Origin of the sequence: Mycobacterium sp. 94-17 (assembly GCF_035617725.1) — a bacterium.
In the GTDB taxonomy this organism is placed as follows: Bacteria; Actinomycetota; Actinomycetes; order Mycobacteriales; family Mycobacteriaceae; genus Mycobacterium.
The window spans coordinates 133184-152289 of the sequence record NZ_JAPIYN010000007.1; the positions used below are offsets into that span (position 1 = coordinate 133184).

Annotated in this window: 18 protein-coding genes and 2 pseudogenes; 7 read left to right on the top strand and 13 right to left on the bottom strand. The window is 64.5% G+C overall.

Annotation, left to right across the window (positions count from 1 at the left end):
• Window positions 1-15 precede the first annotated feature (15 nt).
• Window positions 16-711: a TetR/AcrR family transcriptional regulator gene (locus OQ789_RS10825; RefSeq protein ID WP_324685608.1), complete on the top strand. Its 696-nt coding sequence runs from the start codon at window positions 16-18 to the stop codon at window positions 709-711.
• Window positions 712-769: 58 nt separating this feature from the next.
• Entirely contained in the window at window positions 770-1423 is a 654-nt protein-coding gene (locus tag OQ789_RS10830; RefSeq protein WP_324685611.1) for a TetR/AcrR family transcriptional regulator, read from the top strand.
• Here OQ789_RS10830 and OQ789_RS25975 read toward each other — a convergent pair.
• From OQ789_RS25975 to OQ789_RS10845, 3 genes and pseudogenes are all read right to left on the bottom strand, one after another.
• A pseudogene (locus OQ789_RS25975) lies at window positions 1420-1760 on the bottom strand (SDR family oxidoreductase); the annotation flags it as partial. The gene OQ789_RS10830 and the pseudogene OQ789_RS25975 overlap by 4 nt on opposite strands.
• Before the next feature lie 11 nt (window positions 1761-1771).
• Window positions 1772-1936: pseudogene (locus OQ789_RS10840) on the bottom strand (NAD(P)-binding protein); the annotation flags it as partial.
• Window positions 1936-2865 carry a class I SAM-dependent methyltransferase gene (locus tag OQ789_RS10845; protein ID WP_324685617.1) on the bottom strand — a complete coding sequence of 310 codons (930 nt, stop codon included), beginning with the start codon at window positions 2863-2865 and terminating at the stop codon, window positions 1936-1938. The pseudogene OQ789_RS10840 and the gene OQ789_RS10845, both read right to left, overlap by 1 nt.
• A 223-nt stretch (window positions 2866-3088) precedes the next feature.
• Between OQ789_RS10845 and OQ789_RS10850 the strand changes: the two genes are divergently transcribed.
• The gene (locus OQ789_RS10850) at window positions 3089-3331 is read left to right on the top strand and encodes an alpha/beta hydrolase (RefSeq protein ID WP_324685620.1); all 243 of its coding nucleotides are present in this window, start codon (window positions 3089-3091) and stop codon (window positions 3329-3331) included.
• Window positions 3332-3334: 3 nt separating this feature from the next.
• Here the strand turns inward: OQ789_RS10850 and OQ789_RS10855 are convergent, their stop codons facing one another.
• The 4 genes from OQ789_RS10855 to OQ789_RS10870 form a co-directional block, all read right to left on the bottom strand.
• Window positions 3335-4819, bottom strand: a complete 1485-nt coding sequence (locus tag OQ789_RS10855; RefSeq protein WP_324685623.1) for an NAD(P)/FAD-dependent oxidoreductase — start codon at window positions 4817-4819, stop codon at window positions 3335-3337.
• 61 nt (window positions 4820-4880) lie between these two features.
• Window positions 4881-5738, bottom strand: coding sequence for a mycofactocin-coupled SDR family oxidoreductase (locus OQ789_RS10860; protein ID WP_324685626.1), 858 nt, complete (start codon window positions 5736-5738; stop codon window positions 4881-4883).
• Between the two features lie 38 nt (window positions 5739-5776).
• Window positions 5777-6691: an alpha/beta hydrolase fold domain-containing protein gene (locus OQ789_RS10865; RefSeq protein ID WP_420716097.1), complete on the bottom strand. Its 915-nt coding sequence runs from the start codon at window positions 6689-6691 to the stop codon at window positions 5777-5779.
• A gap of 32 nt (window positions 6692-6723) precedes the next feature.
• A complete protein-coding gene (locus tag OQ789_RS10870; protein ID WP_324685630.1) occupies window positions 6724-7014 on the bottom strand; it encodes a hypothetical protein in 291 nt (96 codons plus the stop codon).
• A gap of 258 nt (window positions 7015-7272) precedes the next feature.
• Between OQ789_RS10870 and OQ789_RS10875 the strand changes: the two genes are divergently transcribed.
• Complete coding sequence (locus OQ789_RS10875) at window positions 7273-8475, top strand: cytochrome P450 (protein WP_324685632.1); 1203 nt, start codon at window positions 7273-7275, stop codon at window positions 8473-8475.
• A gap of 63 nt (window positions 8476-8538) precedes the next feature.
• Window positions 8539-10215 (top strand): acyl-CoA synthetase, encoded by a 1677-nt coding sequence (locus OQ789_RS10880; protein ID WP_324685634.1) that lies wholly within the window; start codon window positions 8539-8541, stop codon window positions 10213-10215.
• Window positions 10216-10239: 24 nt separating this feature from the next.
• On the opposite strand, the gene OQ789_RS10885 is transcribed toward OQ789_RS10880, so the two are convergent.
• On the bottom strand, window positions 10240-11376 hold the full coding sequence (locus OQ789_RS10885) for a hypothetical protein (protein WP_324685636.1): 1137 nt from the start codon (window positions 11374-11376) through the stop codon (window positions 10240-10242).
• A gap of 133 nt (window positions 11377-11509) precedes the next feature.
• On the opposite strand from OQ789_RS10885, the gene OQ789_RS10890 reads away from it, so the two are divergent.
• The gene (locus OQ789_RS10890; protein WP_324685638.1) at window positions 11510-12115 is read left to right on the top strand and encodes a TetR/AcrR family transcriptional regulator; all 606 of its coding nucleotides are present in this window, start codon (window positions 11510-11512) and stop codon (window positions 12113-12115) included.
• Between the two features lie 82 nt (window positions 12116-12197).
• Window positions 12198-13373 carry an aromatic ring-hydroxylating oxygenase subunit alpha gene (locus OQ789_RS10895; RefSeq protein ID WP_324685641.1) on the top strand — a complete coding sequence of 392 codons (1176 nt, stop codon included), beginning with the start codon at window positions 12198-12200 and terminating at the stop codon, window positions 13371-13373.
• Here OQ789_RS10895 and OQ789_RS10900 read toward each other — a convergent pair.
• Genes OQ789_RS10900 through OQ789_RS10920 form a run of 5 tightly spaced genes read right to left on the bottom strand, consistent with a single transcriptional unit; the run spans window position 13353 to window position 19082 of the window.
• Window positions 13353-14303 (bottom strand): alpha/beta hydrolase, encoded by a 951-nt coding sequence (locus OQ789_RS10900; RefSeq protein WP_324685642.1) that lies wholly within the window; start codon window positions 14301-14303, stop codon window positions 13353-13355. The genes OQ789_RS10895 and OQ789_RS10900 overlap by 21 nt on opposite strands.
• 18 nt (window positions 14304-14321) lie before the next feature.
• Window positions 14322-15965 carry an MCE family protein gene (locus OQ789_RS10905; RefSeq protein ID WP_324685644.1) on the bottom strand — a complete coding sequence of 548 codons (1644 nt, stop codon included), beginning with the start codon at window positions 15963-15965 and terminating at the stop codon, window positions 14322-14324.
• Window positions 15962-17125, bottom strand: coding sequence for an MCE family protein (locus tag OQ789_RS10910; RefSeq protein ID WP_324685646.1), 1164 nt, complete (start codon window positions 17123-17125; stop codon window positions 15962-15964). The genes OQ789_RS10905 and OQ789_RS10910 overlap by 4 nt, the downstream gene beginning before the upstream one ends.
• On the bottom strand, window positions 17122-18420 hold the full coding sequence (locus OQ789_RS10915) for an MCE family protein (protein WP_324685648.1): 1299 nt from the start codon (window positions 18418-18420) through the stop codon (window positions 17122-17124). The genes OQ789_RS10910 and OQ789_RS10915 overlap by 4 nt, the downstream gene beginning before the upstream one ends.
• A complete protein-coding gene (locus OQ789_RS10920) occupies window positions 18417-19082 on the bottom strand; it encodes an MlaD family protein (RefSeq protein WP_324685650.1) in 666 nt (221 codons plus the stop codon). The genes OQ789_RS10915 and OQ789_RS10920 overlap by 4 nt, the downstream gene beginning before the upstream one ends.
• Window positions 19083-19106: the final 24 nt, after the last annotated feature.

Consider the following 19106-nt stretch of genomic DNA (forward strand, 5'->3'; position numbering starts at 1 on the left):
ACTAGGTTGAGCGATGTGAGCGCCGAAGGGCTTGCCCGAGAAGACGACGCCGTGCGCCGCCCGCGGCGGCGCCGTTCCGCAGGCGGCACCGGCGGGCGCACGCCGGGCCGTTTCGGCCCGCAGACAGCTGCGCGGATCGTCGCCGCCGCCCAATCGGAGTTCGGCCTTCGCGGTTACGACGGCGCCCGAATTGCCGACGTCGCCGCGGCGGCCACCATCGCACCGTCGGCCGTCTACCAATACTTCTCGTCCAAGCAGCAGCTGTACCAAGCCGCCTACGCCTCTGCCCAGGACGAGCTGCTCGTCGAATTCACCACGGCCATCGGCAGCGCCGACTCGTTCGCGGACCGTCTGCGCGCGGTGTTCGCCGCCTCGGCCCGCGTGTACGCGCGCAGCCCCGCGTTGGTGCCGTTTCTCGCGTCGCTTCCCGTGGAGATGCGCCGCCATCCCGATCTCGTGCCGCTCCTCGCCGAGCGCAGCACCGAATTCACCGCCGTGCTGCAGGGCATGTTCGGCGACGCCCGGGCAGCGGGCGAGATCGACGCCGAGGTGCGCGAGCGGGACCTGACCGTCGCACTCATGGGCGCCGTCATCGGCGTTGGGCTGATGAGTTTCGGACTGTCCGAACCGCGCATCGACCCGGCCTTCGAGTTGCTGACCGCGGCGCTCAGTGGCGCCCTGTTCGGCACGGCGCCTCCGCGAAGCGAGTAGATGCCCGGTGGCGGCGCCCGGCGACGATATGCTCGGCGGATGACCGAGCGCGCGCCGCATGCGTAGCCACGGGTGGTCCGGCAATGCGCCCGCCTCCGATGAGGAGGCCATCGAGCGGATTCTCGATGCCGCCGAAAAGCTGGCAACTCAAAAGGGATCCGCGCCGCGGATCGCCGATGTGGCCCGCCAACTCGGGGTGACCCGCCCGACGGTGTATCGCTACTTCTCCAGCAGCGAGAACCTGCTCGTCGCATGCGCGATTCGATCGGCCGACGGCCTGCTCGACAATATGGTCTCGCACTTGAGCAGCACTACTGATCCGGTTCACGCGTTGGTCGAGGGGGTGGCGTTCGCCGTGGAGACGCTGGCCGACGATCCGCAGTTGGGCTCACAGCTACAGAATCGGTCCGATTTCAGCAAGTCTGGCGTCTTTATCTCGGAGACATCGAAGGCGTTCGCACGGTCCATGCTGCACCGGCTCCACGTGGACTGGCCGGCGCACGCGTACAGCGAGGCCGACCTCGGTGAGCTGGCGGAGTTCCTGCTCCGCACAATGCAGTCGCTACTGGCCGACCCCGGTGAGCCACCGCGCAACGGCACGGAACTGCGCCGCTATCTGCAGCGCTGGATGGGGCCGGTGATCGAGTATCCAAAAATGGTCCGGGCACTGGCCGCGCTCCGCGAGCTGCAGGTCGGCGGCGCGGGTTCCTAACACGGGATCTCGGGTGATCCCTCGGGAGTCTGGACGTCCATCCCCAGCAGATTATCGCTGTGCGGCACCGCTGCCGTCACCCCGCCGTCGACAATGAGCTCGGTTCGGTGGCATAGCTAAATTTGTCGCCCGCGAGGAACACCACGAACTCCGACACCTCCCGCGGATCGGCGGCGCGGCCCAGCGGGATATTGAACATGTCGTCCGGCAGCCAGTCGGTCATCGGCGTCCGAATATGGCCGGGGTGAATGGAATTCACCCGGATGCCGCGGGACGCGACTTCCACCGCCGCGGTCTTCGCCAGGCCGCGGACTCCCCATTTGGCGGCGGTGTAGCCGGGCTAGGAACGACAGCCAGCCCCGGGTAGTGGTTATCGCGCCACGTGCCACCGAAATCCGAGCCACGCTCCAGAATGACGAAATCGCTGATGCCGCGCCGCAGGAGTTCTCGGGCTGCGGCGATGCTACCGCTTCCGAGACCGATGATCACCACCTCGTGATCCGGCCTCGGCATTAGCGTTGCGCTTCCACGAAGACGCTCTTGATCACCGCGTCCTTGACTTCATCGCTCGGTAGGCGGCCATAGCGCGCCATCATCGTGAGGGCATCGACAGTCGTTGTCTGCCAACCACAGTCGTCGAGCCATTCGGCGACATCGGCATGCTCTTCGAGATAGAACAACTCTTGAGTCTGAGTGACATGGGAACCGACCGCTGGCCCGGCGCAGCCAAAACCGCCGAGTTCGGCCGTCCGCTTCTCAACCGACTCCTGTTTGTAGAAATCGTTGCCAAAGGCTTCCACGGCGATCCGGCTGCCGGCGGCGCTGAGTCCCGTCACATCATGGAAAAGCCGGTCCTGGGCTGCGGCGGGTAAGTACGGGAGCAGTCCCTCCGCCAACCACGCGGTCGGGCGGGACAGATCAAAACCATTCGCCCGCAATGCACTTGGCCAGTCTCGTCTCAAATCGACGCCCACCGGAACGTACCGGCTCGCGGGTTGGACATCTCGCGCCTGCAGGGCATGGGTCTTGAACGCGAGCACCCCCGGCTGATCAATCTCGTACACCGTAGAACCGTGCGCCCAGTCAAGGCGCCAGGCACGGGCATCAAGGCCGGCGGCCAGAATCACCGCCTGATCAATCCCGTCAGAACTGGCCGAGGTGAAGAAATCATCGAAGTATCGGGTGCGCACCGCGGTGTAATCGCCCATCGCGCGCAGCCGCTCGAGCGCTAGTGGGTCATTCGACTCCAATTGCGCAAGTACCTCTTCGCTGAACGGCGGCAGCCACCCCCGCTCGAGCGCCTGTTCCACGAAGTACTGGGCATGCGGATCATGAAACAGCGGATTCGCCGAGGCGGATTCGGCCATCCGGCCCATTGCCACCTGAATTGCCGTACCACCAACGCTTTCGGTGATATCCCAGCTGTCGTCGTCTGTCCTCATAGTTCGCGGCATCCTATCCACACGTCGCAGCCCAACATGCCCTCGCGCTAGCTAGAGCATGCATCTTTTCTAATATGTCACGCGTCCGCTCAGGAAGGTCGTCAAGGTAGGCCAGAGTGAGCCGGCCGACGTCCGCCGGGCGGTCCAGTTGCGCGGGCGCGGCCGCCATGCATCTCGCCGACGAGGTTGCGGCGAGGCGATGTGCCCGGTTCGGTAGGGCCGCTTGCGTCAACGCTATGAGGGCCTGCACCGGCTCCGCTTCAGCCTGCCCTGCCACCCCATGCTGGTGATCCATGGCGACGTCGACGGAGCCCTGCAGGTCGAGAACGCCGAGACAGTGGCCAACGCGCTGCCACCCGGTAGCCGGGTGGCCATCATTCCCGGCGCCGGCCACTTCTCGGAGCTCGATCAACCCGCCGCTGTGTGCGACGCGATCCTGGACTACCTCAACCACGATAGCGGCTGAGGATCAGGCGATCTTGTAGTCACTGATCGGGAAGGTCTTCTGCTCCCGAATGGCGTTTTGGCGCGACGTCGGGCGGAACCACGCGGCCTCGCCGTCGTTGTTGAAGTAGTAGCTGTTCGCCGTGTCGCAGCGCCCCGAGTACAGCACCGTGTCGCCCATCCTGGCACGCATCCGATTCGCGAAGCCCTGGCATGCCTCGTCGGTGACCTCGAACGTCGACGCACCACGCTTGCGGACCTCACCGAGCACCCTCCCGATGTGTGCCATCTGGACGGTGATGGTGTTGAAGAAGGACAGGCCGGTGAACGCCCACGGACTCGTCATCGCGATGTAGTTGGGGAAGTTCGGCACCGTAATGCCTTGGTAGGATGCGTATCTCTGGTCGATCCACCACTTGCCCAAGTCGACGCCGTCCCGGCCGATCGTCTCGAATGCCGGAAAGTTGTGGTCCCAGACGTTGAAACCCGTCGCGAGCACCAGCGTGTCGATCGGCGTCTTCTTCCCGTCGCGGGACACGATGCCGTCGGGTTCGATCCGCTCGATGCCGCTGGTCTCGAGGGCGACGTTGGACCGGCCGAACGTCTTGTAGTAGACATTCGACACGGCAGGACGCTTGCATCCGAGTGAGTAGTCGGGCGTGAGCTTCCGCCGCGTCGCGCGATCCCGCACCGTAAGCAACATCATGCCCCGACACTGGATCTCGACGAACCTCGTGAGCGTTCTATACCGCCGATAGTTCAAGATGCCGGTGTTTAGACAGAAGTCGTAGAGCAGGGTGGTGAGCAATGACAAAAACCGGTGCGTCGCCGGCATTCTGGCGAAAAGGCGTTGCACCGAATCGGGCAGCGCCGCATCCATCTTCGGCGTGACCCAGATCGGGGTGCGCTGGTAGACCGTCATGTGGTCGACCACTTTGGCCAACTCGGGCAATAGCTGGACGGCGGTGGCGCCGGTGCCGATCACCCCGATCCGACGGCCGGTGAAATCGTTGGCCTTATCCCACCAGGTGGTGTGGACGATCTCGCCCTCGAATGAGTCCAGGCCCGGGATATCTGGATAGTGCCGCTGCGAAAGGAACCCGCTGGCGTTGATCAGGAATCGGGTGATAAGGGTTTCGTCATCCGACAGCGAGACGCGCCAAACCTGGTCATCTTCATCCCACACCGCACCCTGTACGGAGGTGTTGAGGCGGACGTGACGGCGGATGTCGTACTTGTCCGCGACGTGGTCGGCATACTGCTTGAGCTCGGGGCCGTTCGCGTACAGCCGCGACCACCGCGGGTTGGGCTCGAAGTGATACTGGTAGGCCGTGGACATGATGTCGACGGCGGCACCCGGGTAGCGGTTGACATGCCAGGTCCCGCCGAGATCGTCCTCACGTTCGACGACAACGATGTTGCGGTAGCCGAGGCTTTTCAGTTCGATCGCCGCACCGATGCCCGAAAATCCGGCTCCCACAACAACGGCGTCAAGGGGCTCGTGTTTCATAGGTCGACCATACGCGCTTTCGTTTATGTATTGTCGCTTAATTTGCTTAAAGATTTTCGATCTACAGACCCAGCTTCAGCGCGGCGCCGCCGTCGACGAATAGCTGCTGGCCCGTCACGAATCGCGACTCGTCCGAGGCCAGGTAGACGACCGCGTGCGAAATGTCGGCGGCGTGGACATAGGGCGTCGGGATCGCTTGCAGGAACGGGAACGCTTCTTCGGCATCCGCCCGAGTCGGGTTGGGCAGGTCCGGACGATATGTCCGATAGATGGCGTCGTTGTGCAGCATGTCGGTGTCGACATTGGTGGGATGAATCGCGTTGACGCGTATCCGCTGAGGCCCCAACGCGAGTGCCAATGAGGCCGTGTACTCACGAATCATCTTCTTGGACAACCCATATCCTGCGCCGCCGGGACCCGGCAGGCCGCCGCCCATCGCCAGCCCGTTCTGCGGAACCAGCCCGGCGACCGAGCCCGTGATGATCACCGACCCGCCGTCGACCAGGTGGGGCACAGCCACGTGCACCGTGTTGACCACGCCGACAAAATTTACGTCGAAGACGTCGATGAAGCCCTCCATCGGAACGTCGGCTCCGAGCGGCGCGATCCCGGCATTGGCGGCGACGATGTCGAGCCTGCCGAGATCGGAAACCGAGCGGGCCACAAATTCTTTCAGCCCGACGCGGTCGCGCACGTCGATGACGCCGGACAGGCAGCGTTGTCCGGATTTCTCGACGAGCTCGACGGTCTCGTTCAAGTCGGCGGTGGTGCCCAACGGGTAGTTGTTGGTGGCGATGTCCGCGCAGATGTCCAGCGCGATGATGTCGGCGCCCTCGTCGGCCAGATGGACGGCATGACTGCGCCCCTGCCCCCGAGCGGCGCCGGTGACCAGAGCGACCTTGCCATTGACACGATTCATTCCCGTTCTCCTTGCCTGACGGACGTCGAGTGACGTGCTCAGATCGCCTGGGCGGCGGCTCGCCGTTCGGTCCCCAGCGCGGCACGCAAGTGCCGGCATTCACTGGCGAAGAATGCGATCGACACCGGCGCATCGGGCGCCGCCATGTCGAATCCGTGGTAGGCGCGTTCGACCACTTCCAGATGGCAGGGTGTGCCTGCCTCGTGAAGCGCTCGACCATAGGCGACGTTCTCCTCATAGAACAGATCCAGCGTCGCGGCACCCAGCCACGCCGGCGCCAGCCCGGACAGGTCGGTTGCCCGCGCGGGCACCGCGACGCTTCGGTCGGCGTCACCGAGGTACCAACCCCACGCCCGTTGGTTGTCCGCGCCGTTCCAGATGAGACGGCCGTTCAGCCGGTCCGGCCGCGATCCCGTCCGGTCGTCCAGCATGGGATAGACCAGCATCTGCAGCACGGGTGCCACCTCCCCGCGGTCCCTGGCGAGAATGGCCAGCGCCGCCGCGAGCCCTCCCCCGGCGCTCGCCCCGCCGAGGGCAATCCGGCTGGGATCGACCCACGGCTGACGTGCTAGCCAGGTCAGTGCGGCGTAGCAGTCCTCCAAAGGGACGGGGTAGGGATAGTCGGGCGCAAGTCGGTACTCGACGGCAACGACGACCGCGTCGACGTGGTGCGCCAGGCGGCGGCAAAACAGTTCGTCCAACCGTGCGGTACCCACCACATACCCCCCGCCGTGCACCCACAGCATCGCGGGTGCATCCTCCCGGAGCGTCGCAGGTCGGTGTATGCGCACGGTGACATAAGGATTCACGGTGGCCACTTCTACACCCTGTGGCCGCCGGGCCAGCCCGGCAAGTTTCATCAACGCCCGCTGCGGGCGCAGCCCACGGTCGAGGTGATAGCTATGCGGCAGCAGCGGACGGCGCAGCGCCGGGTCGACATCCGACTTGGTCAGTGTGCCCGTCGGAGGATCGGGCGGCTCCGGGGTCATCGGTTCCGTACCGCGTTGGCTGCCACATAGGCCACGTAGCCCGCCAGTCCGACAGTCGCTATACGGCGGCTGGCCCGCGGGACGAGGCCGGCCCCCAGCAGCGTCTCGATGCTGCCGTTGACGTAGATGTGTCGGCGGGTATTGCGTGGGAACGCCGGCGCCACTATCGAATCGAACATCGCCGGCCGAACGAGGTGCGCCAGTCCCATGGTGGCGAGGCCGGCACCGACGATCGGGACAGCGTCGATCCTGCTGTTGGACTCGGTGTGACCGTCCGCCAAACTCATCTTCACACCATACAATTTATGAATTATGTTTTGTCAAGGGCGAGGTTCGTTGCCTTGGTAGGGCGAGGCACTGTTCTACCGGCCCCAGACGATGACGGACGCACGCCGATTCGCCCGCCGCTCTCCGCTCACCGACTACTATTTCGGGCGGGCCGACACCTTCTCCTGCGGCCATGTGCCCGACGGTGCCGCGGCGCGGCCTACATGAGCGCGGCGCTGCGTCGGAGCCGCATGACCACCGCTGAACCGGAGGACTGAATGATCACCGAAGTTCCCGATGTCGACCTGACCGACGGCACCTTCTACGCCAGCCCCGAATCGCGTCGCGTTTATCGGTGGATGCGGCACAACCAGCCCGTGTTTCGGGATCGCAACGGCATGGCCGCATTCTCGACCTATCAGGCGATCTTGAGTGCCGGTCGAGATCCCGCCTTGTTTTCCAACGCCGGCGGAGCCAGACCGGACTATCCGCCGATGTCCTATCTGGTCGATATGGACGATCCCGACCACCTGCTGCGGCGCAAGCTGGTCAACAAGGCCTTTACCCGCCGGGGTGTACACGGGCTCACGACGCCGATTGGCGATATCTGCGACCAGCTCATCGATTCCGTGTGCGAGCTGGGCCAGTGCGACTTCGTCCGTGACATCGCCGCACCGCTGCCGATGATCGTGATTGGCGACATACTCGGCGTTCTGCCCGACGATCGCGAGATGCTGCTGCGCTGGTCGGACGGCTTCATGTCGGTGGGTTCCCATTTGACCGAGGCCGAAATCAAGTCGCTGATAACAGATTTCGCATCGTTCAGCGACTATTGCACCGAGGCGATCGCTCAACGTCGCAGGGTTCCCGGCGACGATCTGATCAGCAACCTGGTGCATGCAGAGATCGACGGGCAGCGTCTCGAAGACGAGGAGATCGTCATGGAGACACTGCTGATCCTGATCGGCGGCGACGAGACCACCCGGCACACTCTCAGCGGCGGCGTGGCCGAACTGGTGCGTCATCCCGAGCAGTGGCACGCCCTGCGGAAAGCCCCGGAGCTGCTCAGCACAGCGGTCGAGGAGATGCTGCGCTGGACCTCTCCCGCCAAGACCATGTGCCGCACACTGACCGCCGACGCCGAGGTACACGGAACGCCACTGCGGCGGGGCGAAAAGATCATCCTGCTGTACGAATCGGCAAACTTCGATGAATCCGTCTTCGACGATCCGGATAGTTTCCGGATCGACCGGCAGCCGAACAATCACTTGGCATTTGGATTCGGGCCGCACTTCTGTCTCGGCAATCAGCTCGCCCGCGCGGAACTGTCCGCGATGATCAGCCGTGTGCTGCGGCGGCTACCTGATCTGCGGCTCGCCGATGGCGCCGATTTGTCGCTGCGGCCGTCCAATAACGTCGTCGGACTCGAAGCGATGCCGGTGGTCTACACGCCGACCCGAGCCGGGCAGGCCGTACGCTGACCTCGCCATACAGTTGCTACACTCTGTATGCCCTAGCGTCGGCCTAACACCGGGAGGCAAAGCGTGACCGAAAGCGGAGATGCCACCGAGTTCAATCTCTCGACGGTGTTTCACACGATCGCACAGGCCATTCCCGACCAGCGCGCTTTGATCTGGCGCGACCGCCATTTCACCTTCGCCGAGTTCGACAGGCGTATCGACGGCGTCGCCCACTACCTGGCGTCGCGTGGTCTGGGGTGCCACACCGAACGGAATCGGTTGGCCCCGCACGAATCCGGACAGGATCATCTCGGTCTCTATCTGCGCAACGGCAACGAGTACCTGGAGTCGATGATCGGCGCCTACCGGGCACGGGTGGCGCCGTTCAACGTCAACTACCGCTATGTCGAATCGGAGCTTCTGTATCTACTGGAGAATTCGCGGGCAACGGGCCTGGTGTACCACGCGGAGTTCGCGCCACGGGTGGCCGCGCTCCGCGACGCGCTGCCCGCGCTCGAAACCCTGATCCAGGTCGCCGATCACACCGATAACCCGCTGCTGCCGGGCGCCGTCGACTACGAGTCGATCATCGACACCGCCCCACCGGCCGCCGGAATGCCCGAGCCCCGCGGCGACGATGTGTTCCTGCTGTACACCGGCGGCACCACCGGTATGCCTAAAGGCGTGCAGTGGCGCCAGCACGATGTTTTCGTCTCTTCCATGGGAGGGCGCCCCTTCGGCTCCGACGAACCGTACGGGTCCTACCATGAGCTGGTCGACCGGGCCGCACAGGCGGCCGGCACGACGTCGGTGCTGCTCATTCCCCCGCTGATGCACGGCGCCGCGCAATGGGGCGCGTTCACGATATGGACAATGGGCGGTTGGGTGGCGCTACCCGACGACGTCGAGAGCATGCGTCCCGATCAAATACTGCGACTCGCCGAGCGCGAGCGCGTGGTGAGCATTCCCGTCGTCGGCGATGCGATCGCTCGTCCACTCATCGACGAACTCGAGCGCGGCGACTACGACCTGTCCGGTCTGGTTTCGATCAGCAACGGCGGCGCGGTCCTGACCGAAGGCGTGCGATCGCGCTTCATGGCGATCCTGCCCAACCTGCTCATTATCGACACTGCGGGCGCCTCCGAATCGGGCCTGCAAATGAACTCGATGTCAACCAAGGGCGCCCAGGTCGAGGTTGCAACCTTCAATCCTGGCTCCGAGACCGCCGTTATCTCAGCAGATTTCACCCATATACTTGGCCCCGGCGAGGGTGACGGATGGCTCGCGCGCCGCGACCGGATCCCGTTGGGATACTTCGGCGACGCCGAAAAAACCGCGCGGACCTTCCCCGTCATCGACGGGGTGCGCTGGTCCGTCCCCGGTGATCGGGCGCGCCTGCTCGCTGACGGCCGAATCGAGTTGCTGGGCCGCGACGCGATCACGATCAACTCCGGCGGCGAGAAGATCTTCGCCGAAGAGGTCGAGCGCGCGCTCGCCACCCATCCGGATGTCTACGACGTCGTGGTTGTCGGGCGTCCATCCGTCCGCTGGGGCAACGAGGTCGTTGCCATCGTCCAACTCGTCGACGGAACGCAGCCGTGCGACGACGATCTCATCGAAGCGTGTGCTCGTCACGTCGCCCGGTATAAATTGCCGAAGGCGATCCTGCGGGCCTCCAAGATCGAACGATCGCCGTCCGGAAAGGCCGACTACCGCTGGGCCAAGCGAGTTGCCGCCGAAAGCGCTGACAGCACAACGTAATATGCGTTGCTGCAGCGGTTCGCCTCATGCAGGAGCCAGCACCGGATTTTGCGTCGGTTCGGGGCGTTTGATCGTCGCGGCATAGCTTGCCCACACCAGGATGATTGAACCCAGGTAGGCGAAGATCGCGTACGGAAGCGAACCGAGTTGGCCGCCGTTGGCCGCCACCCCATTGGTCGCCGAGAAGTAGCCGGGCATAGCGGCCATCCAAAAAGCCAGCGTGATAGCGAAATAGACGACCACCCACCGCAGCGCCAACCGGTCGGAGCGAACGTCGTCAGGCACCAGCGAGGCGTCGCTGCGGCGCGCGCGCAACGCGCCGACATAGGCCCACGCGCCGACGACGACAGCCAATGCCACCCATCCCCAGCACTGCACCGCGCGAGCGACGCCAAGCGGTGCACCCATGAGGTCGGCGACTGTCGAGGGCACCGCGGAAATGAAGATGATCGGCCACACCGCGACGCTGTTGACGGCGACGTCACGAACGATGTACCAGCCGCCACGGTGCGGCACCCTGCACAGCAGCAGCGCGGCGAGCGTGACGCCGAACGGCATGGTGATGGTGAACACCTGAATGTTGAGCAGCGGAACCACGCCCAACGCCGGCTGCGAGGTCGACAGCTTGGTGTTCCACACCCACCAAAGCCACTGAGCACCAAGCGGATCCACGATCTCCCACAAGAAGTGGTAGACCATCGCCACCGACAGCGCGCCGACGAAAGGGGTGTAGCGCTGGAAAATTCCGGTGCGCTGCACCAGAACGTAGGAGATGTACAGGAATAGCGGGTAACACGCGATGATGTAGAGCGGAATGCGGTTGTAGAGGAAGTTGATCGTGAACTGGTTGTGCACGAACGTCAAACCGAGCTTCTGCTCCAGTCCGAACCACTGCGGAAAATAGGAGGTCGGCTCGATCAGCAGCAGCGCCGTGATGCCGGTGCACCAAACGACCACGTTCGACGCATCACGACGGCGGCGGTACCAGCGGATCGCGTGCGCCAGACACACCGCGGCGCTGATGATCCAAAACCACTCGACCACAGGCAGCGTCCAATTCGATAGATGCAGCGGGTTCGTGATTGTGACAACGGGGTTGCCGTCGCAGTTGACCGGAATGTAGCGGCTGAGACGGGCGAACTCATCGGTGCACACCTTCATGTTCGGCGACCCGCCGAGACCATACACATATATCGGAATGTAGCGCCGGACAATCCGAGGAACAAGGGGCCGGGCAGGCCAGTATCCTGCCTTACGTGATAGCAAACGCCGCCGGCGGCCAAGCCGGACGTTGATGCGCACCCGTGGATGGGGTGGCGCCACGCCCGCAAGCGACGAAGAGGCGAAGGGCCGGATCCTGAGCGCGGCAAAAACCGCGATCGACATCCGGGGAGCGGACATCGGCATTGCGGAAATTGCCCGGGCTGTAGGTGTGACTCGCCAAACGGTGTACCGATATTTCCCCAGTACCGAAGACCTGCTGTTCGCGGCGGCGATGGACTCGGCATCGGGATTCCTGGATCGACTCGCCAAACACCTCTTGGGTATCGGTGATCCCGCCGATGCGGTGGTCGAGGCGATGGCGACGACGCTTGAATGGCTGCCCGAGGACAGATACGTTCGGCTACTGCTCACGGCCGATCGCACCGGTTCGTTCACCGCGTCGGTGACCTCGGATAAGTCGATCGCCCTTGCTCATTCGATGATGAACAGATTCGACGTGGACTGGGAACAGCACGGGTTCTCCCAAAACGATCTCGACGAGCTCGGCGAACACATGCTGCGTATCCTGCAGTCCTTCGTCGTCGACCCCGGTCGGCCGCCCCGCAAGGGCAAAAAGTTGCGAGGCTATCTCCGCCGCCAGGTGGGGGCGGCGGTCGAGCATCGCGGCTGCCGCTAGCCGGTCGGCTGCTGGTCGTACACATATCGATGTGTGTATGATCAGCCTGGTCCGTGCGGAATTCGGCTGAAAGGAATTTACGATGACCGCTGATCCGCAGGCGCTAGATCAAGGCTCCCTGACCCGGGCACTCACCGAACGCGCCTTGCGTCTGGTGCTCGACAAGACCACCGATATGGCCGACGACGTGCTGCGTGTGCCGCTGAACTACTACAGCGATCCGAAGCTCACCGAGATCGAGGAGTCGGCGATTCTTCGTCGTACTCCACTGGCAATCGTGCCCAGCGCGCAAATCGCCGGCAATCACGATTTCGTGGTGCGTTCAGTGCTCGGCGACTCGCTGCTGGTCACCCGCGACGGCGACGGGCGCGCCCATGTTTTTCTCAACTACTGCCGACACCGCGGGGCAAAGCCTGCCTGCGGGTCCGGGAACGCCCGCCGTTTCGTTTGCCCCTATCACGCCTGGAACTACAGCAGCGCAGGTGAATTGGTGCGCGTTCCCGGCCGGGACGGCTTCACCGGCATCGAGAACGGCGAGTACGGCCTGGTCGAGTTACCCAACGAGGAACGGTACGGCTTTGTCTGGGCGGTGTTGACGGCCGGCTACCCCATCGACGTCGACGCGCATCTCGGCGATTTCGCCCCCGAACTCGAACAATGGAACTACCGCGAATACGGCTATCACGACGAGCGCGAGTTCGAGTCCGAGGTCAGCTGGAAAGGCGCCCTGGAGGCTTTCGCCGAGGGGTACCACTTCCCATTCGTGCACGGGCAGAGCCTCATCGGCCAGAACACCGTCGCCAACACGCACGTCTATGACGAATTCGGGCCGCACCATCGAATCGGCTTTCCCTTCAACTGGATCGACCAATTGGTCGGTAATCCCGAAGGTAGCTGGGATCCGAAGGATCAGATGGGGCTCATCTACTGGATCTATCCCAATCTCATCCTGGCCAACAGCCAGGTCGGCGTCGAGATCATCGACATGCTGCCCGCCGGCTCACCGACGCGGTGCACCGTCCGCCACAGCTGGATGGCCCGCTACCCGGCAACCGACGACAACATGCGGTCGTTCTACGACGACGTGTACAACCAGGTCCACGCGGCCGTTCGGGACGAGGACTTCGCCATGCTCCCGCAGTGCGGGGAAGGCGTGCGGCACGGGCAGCACAACCATATGCTCATCGGCCGCAACGAAATCGGGGTGCAACACATGGTACGCACGTTGGCCGGCCAACTAGGAATCGCGCTCGACTGAGGCCTCGACCTCGCCGACGCAGCAGCGGCGCCGCAGCTGCTCGGCCTCGCACAGCGCACGCAGTTGCGCATTGACCTCCGCGGGCCGCGACAATATGGACAGGTGGCCGCTGTCAACCTGCACCAAGCCGATGTTGTTGGGAGCCACCCTCGCGATCCAGTCCGCGTGATCACGAGCCAAAATTCGGTCTCGACGGCCGGCCACGACCAGTACGGGCACCGATATGTCCTCGAGTCCGATTCGCTGCCAGCCGATTTCGCTGATGATCGCGCGCGCCTGTCGGGCCATGCCTCGAGGCGGTGCGGCCGCGTAGACTTCGCCGGCCGCGACCAGAGCAGGATCGGCGATCAAGTTGATCAGCCGCATCAGCGGGCGGCTGTTGAAAATCCATCCGGTCAGCTGGGCGACCGAGGCCGCGGTAAGTGGCCGCATGGTCGCATCCGCGAAGGCGGGCATCACGGCCGACCACAGTCGTTGAACCCAGGCAACTTTGAACGTCTTCATGAACCTGCCCGCACAGGTGTTGATCAGCACCAGCGCCGCCGCGGAGGTCTCCGCGCTTTCGCGGTGGCGGCCTGCCCAGGCCATGACCGTGCTGCCGCCCAAGGAATGCCCCGCGATCACCGCCCTTTCCCCAGGTCGCAGTGTCGCGTGCAGCACCGCATTCAGATCATCGGCCCCCGCCGCCAGGCCGTAGTTATGCCGCTGTGGCACATCGCTTGCGCCGTGACCGCGCTGGTCGTACGTGATCACGCGAAACTCGCGACCCAGGTCGCGGATCTGCTCACGCCAGATGCCCGAGCCGGCACCGAAACCGTGCACCAGGATCATCGGCGGACCATCGTCGGGGCCGAATGTGTATACGGACAGCCGAGTGCCGTCGGTCGAGCAGACGTCGCTGCGGCGACCGCCGGCAGTGCCAACCGGCATGAGTTGCTCCTCTTTTGACTACTCGGGGCGAGGGTCGAGCATCAGGTCCACCCACGTCTCGGCGGGCGGCAGGTTAGGCGTGACCGCCAACGTGCCCGCCTCGCCTTGCGGCGTGACGAACGATCCGGTACGCGGGTCATACGTGGTGAATCCGCCGAGCGCGGCGGGCGGTGGACGCGGCGGCGGCGCCGACGAATCGGGTTGGTCCGGCGGCGTGAAGGGACCCGGTGGAATCCAGGCGGTAAACGGTGGTGGGGGCGGCCCGTCGACGGGCGGCGGCTGTTGGGGAAGCGGATGGTGCCAGTCCGGCGGCGGGCCGGGCACCTGTCCCGGCGGGACGGCGCCCGGCGGGTAGGGCCGACCGGGATCGGGGTCGGACTGGGGCGGGATCATCGGATAGTTGTTGGGCGGAACGATGTTTCGGGGATTGGTCACCGGCGTGCCGGGTGGCACCGGCGGACCTCGCCACGGATTGTTTCCCAGTGGAACATAACCCCGCGGATCCCTGCACAACGCTACCGTCGGGGCCCGTTTGCCGGGGTATTCCTGGCACGGATAGTTGCGGGCGCCGCGCACCGCGCTGGGATCATTCTGCGGCACTTTGCAATACAAGTCTCGGGGAATCTCTTGTGGTTTGACTTCGGCCGGTGACCGTGTCAGCGGTGGGGGCAGGAAACCGGTCAGGCAGGGCGGTGGATCAAGAGAGAGCTTGAAGTCGACCTTGCCGCCCTCCTCCGGGGGCTCGCCACCGCCGACCGTGAGCATGGCCGCAAGCGTGGCAGGCATGATGACGAGCACCTGCTCGACAGACTTGTGGTAGATCACCCCCACTCTCCCGATGTTGGCCAGGCTGGCGGCGAGCACCGGAAACGTCGGGCGAATGCCGTCGAATGTCGCCGTCGCCGTGTCGGCGGTAGCCGGCGCGCTATGTAGCACGGCTCGCAATTGCGTGTCGGCCGTGTGGAGTTCGGTGGTAAAGCGCGCCAACCCGTTGGCCAGACTGCTGATACTCGGGCCGCTGCGAATCTGGGCGTCCAAAAACGGCCCCAGCCTGTCGAGCAAGTCGGCGGTCTGTGACCAGTTCGCGTTGGCCTCTTGGATCAACCGTTGCGCCGCTTGAATGAGCCTCGCCAGATCGGGGCCCGACCCGTCGAATGCCTTGAACGCCTCCGCGAGCAGGCTCTGCAGACGCGTGTCGCCCACACTCGCCACCAACGCATCGGCCTGTCGCAACAGGGTGGCGATATCACCACCGGCAGTGTGGCTGCGCGGAATCCGTGCGCCGTCGCGCAATACCTTGACGTTCGCATCGGAGCCGGGAACCAGATCCACGTACTGCTCACCGATCGCCGAGACGCTGTTCACCGTCGCCGTGACGTCGGCGGGTAGCGGAGTTCCCTTGTTGAGCCGCATCGCGACGGTGACCCCGACGTGGCCGTCAGCGATGTCCACGGCTGTAACCCGACCGACGGCCACCCCGAGGTAGGTGACGTTGGCATTGGGGTAGATGCCGCCGCCGGATGCGAAATCGGCGGTCACATCATAGGTTCCGATGCCAAGCGCCGCCGGTACGCGCAGATCGTAGATCGCCATCGCGCTGACGGCCGGGACCGTGATGATCCCGAAGATCGTCAGCTGGATGCGCACCAGGCGGGTGGTCATTGGCCGGCCGTCCCGCCCGCTGCGGGGGCGGCGGGAATCGAGAAGGGATCGGCGGCTTGGCCGGACAGATTTGCGGTCTCGCCGAGCAGCCAATCCGGCGGGTTCACCACATCGCCGAGGTGTTTCATGTTCGGGTCCAGCGCCGAGGTGGTGAAGAAGTTCTCGCCGATCCGGCGCAGCGTGAGATCGAATGTCGCATAGCCGTTGAGGAAGTCGCCGCGAACCGCCCGCTCGATTCCCGGCTGGGGGAACGGGAAGGTCGGCAGGATGGGGAAGCCTTTCACCAGGTCACTGCGGTGGTCGTTGAGCACCTTGACCACCGGGTAGAGGTCTTTGAGGTCGGCGGCAAAGTCGTCCTTGGATTCACTCAGCATGTGTTCGGCGACCACGGCCAATTTTTGCAGCGCCGCAAACGCCCCCACGATGTTGGGTCTCGCATCGTTGAGGACCCGCAGTGCCGCCGGCAGCCGGGCGAGTGCCTTACTTAGTGAATCGGAATGTGCGGCCAGCACGACGCCGATCCGGTCCAATCGATCCAGCAGCGCTGCGATCTGATCTGTCTGCTGACTGAATGACGCCGTCAGCTGTGCCAGTCGGGGTATCAGGGTGACCAGGCCGGCCGAGCGGTCCGCGACCGCCGCGTAGGCCTCATTGGTGATGTCCTGCAGGTTGCTCAGCCCGCCGGAGTTGACCACCGCGCCCAACGCCGACAGCACCTCTTCGGTGGTGGCGTATCGCCCCGCCGAGGTGTCGATGGTCGCGCCCTCGGCCAGCTTGCCGACCGGCGCCGTATCGGTCGGTGTGGAAAGCTCGACGTGCTGGGAACCCAGCAGCGACGTCTGTGCCACCATCGCCACGGCATTGGCCGGCAATACAACTTGGCGATTGATGGACAGCTGCACCGCGGCGACCGAGCTGTGATCAGCCCGCTGCACTACCCGGATTCCCGACACGCTCCCGACGGTGACATCACCGACCTTGACCGGTGAATTCTGCGGCAGCGCCGCGATATCCGGAATTTCGACGGTGACCACGTAGGCGCCGGTGCCATGGCCCTCGGTGCCGGGCAGGGTCAACGAGTTCAACCCGCCGAACTGGCAGCCCGCGATCGTCACGGCCGATCCGAGGATGGCTGTGGCCCGCACGCCCCATGATTTCATCGCGGTCCCGGCCCCGGTGCCGGCGGCAGCATCATCGAACTGATATCGGCGTCAGCCGGAACCTGTGGCGGTGTTGCGCCGGGGGCCGGCACCCACTTCAGCTGAGGAATAGGGGTCCGCGCTTTGGCCTCGGTTTCGGGTGTGTCATAGATGACTTGTCCCTTGTAAGCGGTGATCGTATTGATCGGGTGAAAAATGAATGGCGGGTAATTCACCGCGATCCGCTTCAATACCGGACCCATGCGTTCGCGGCAGATCTCGGCACGGCGGAAATAGTCCGTTGTGCCACTGGATTCCAGTGAGCCGCAGATGAATTGGACCGGGTTGGCGAAGAACGGCAATGAGATGATCCCGGCCATGCTGCCCTGAGCCGGGCTGTACATGTTCATGAAATTCGCCGACGCGTTGGGCGCGACGTGCAGGACCTGCTCGAGGTCCTCGCTTTGATCGGAGACCATTTTGGTGAGCTCCGAGAGCTTCTGCACCTGGGCTATCACCGCGGAGTTGTTGTCTTTCAGCAATTTGCGGACGTCCCCGAGAGCCTGATTCAGCGTGCCAAGCGACTTGTCGAGATCGGTGGAGCTGTCGGCGAGCACTTGTGACACGGAGGCGAGCCGGTTACTGAACTGCACGATCTGCTCATTGCTGTTGGACAGCGCCTTAACCAGCAACTGCAGGTTTTTGACCGTCCCGAACAGATCCGTGCGCGAGTCGCTCAACCGGCCCGCGACCCGCGAAAGTTGAGTGAGGGCTTGGCGAAACGATTCACCGTTTCCGTCAAAGGTGTCGGCGGCCTGATTGATCAGCGCCGATACCGGCCCTTGTCTGTCTCCCGAGGCCGGGCCGAGCTTGGCGGTGAGATCGGTCAGCTCCGTTTTGATTTCGTCCCACTCCACCGGCACGCCGGTTCGGTCCGGGCCGAGGGTATACTCGGGGGGCAAAACCGGCCCTTCTTCGTAAGTGGGGCCGAGCTGAATGAAGCGGGCCGACACCAGGTTTGGCGACACGATGATGGCCTTGGCGTTGGCCGGCACCTGGACATCGGGGCGCACCGACATGGTGATCCGTACCAGCTTGCGCTGCGGCCGGATCCCCGTGATCGAGCCGACCCGGACTCCGGCCACTCGAACGTCATCGCCGGGGTAGATTCCCACCGCCGAGCTGAACATGCCGATGAGCTCGTAGTGTTTTCCGCCGGGCCGCAGCAGATAGCTTCCGCCGGCTACGGCGATCAGCAGCAGCGCTGTAACAATCCACCGCAGCACCGCGGCAGGGACCCGACGCAGCCGGCTCATGGCGACCTCGGCTTGACGACGATGCGTTGCTGAATGAAGCCGCGCAGGAAGTCCGCGAGGCTGCTGGGCAGCTTGTTGGGCTGAAAGACGGTGTCGAACAGCATCGCGGTCGCGGTGGGCGGCGGGGCACCGTACAGGTTGACTTGGAAGCCCGGCGCGGATGCCACGACTTCCCCGAGGGTGGTGCTGTATGCGGGCACCTTGTGCAGAACATCCACCAACGTCTGGAACAGCGTGTTCACCTCGAGCTGCTCGCCCGACGACCGCAGTTGCGCACCCGGCCGAAGCGGCGCCCTCGACGGGTCGGCGGGCGCGATTAACTCAACCGACTTCGCGCCGAAGATAGTGGTGGACGCGATGCGTACCGTGGCGTTTCCCGGTATGCGCCGTAACTGCTTTCGGTCGATCGCGAGCTCGAGATGGGCCTCGCCGCCCGCATAGGCGATTGACTGCACCGACCCGACCCGGACACCCAGATACTTCACCTTGGCGTCGCGGTCCATCACCAGGCCGGCGCGCGGAGCGCTCACCGTGACCGGCGCGGTGTCAAGAAACCGCCCGCTGTAGCCGGCGTACGTCAGCGCGGCCGAACCGAACAACAGTGTGATCAACACTGCGGCGGCGAGTCGCGAGCGCAGCCGCCGAGGCCATCGAGTAAGCATCGCGGTGAGCTATCCCCCGTTTGC